At 59.4% G+C, this 278-nt stretch carries 1 protein-coding gene; it reads right to left on the bottom strand.

What is annotated here, in order from left to right:
- A partial coding sequence (locus tag SB660_RS20065) for a hypothetical protein (RefSeq protein WP_410584048.1) occupies positions 1-188 on the bottom strand: 188 nt, incomplete at its 3' end.
- Positions 189-278 lie beyond the last annotated feature (90 nt).

The raw sequence follows: 278 nt of genomic DNA, 5'->3' as shown, positions 1-278 counted from the left end.
GGCCCACACCGCTCGATCACCACCAGCAGGCGGAACAGCGCCTGGTCCAGCTTAAGCCCGGCCGCCTCGATCAGCCGCTCGTCATTGCGCGGGCGGTTCATCATGCTGCCGATGCTGATCAGCGACTGGTGCAGCGACTTCAGCATCGGGGAAATATGTGTATCTTGCACATTCTGTTTCGCCGGCATAGCCTGCCCTCCAATCAAGTGCATATTACACATAACTGGAGAGCTGGACATGCGCGCGACCCTTGACGTGGTGATCTGTGGTGCCGGTGA

It is taken from the genome of Bacillus sp. SIMBA_005 (assembly GCF_046535585.1).
In the GTDB taxonomy this organism is placed as follows: domain Bacteria; phylum Bacillota; class Bacilli; order Bacillales; family Bacillaceae; genus Bacillus; species Bacillus pumilus.
The sequence above is the reverse complement of the archived record's forward strand: the minus strand, read 5'-3'. Positions and strand labels throughout refer to the sequence as shown.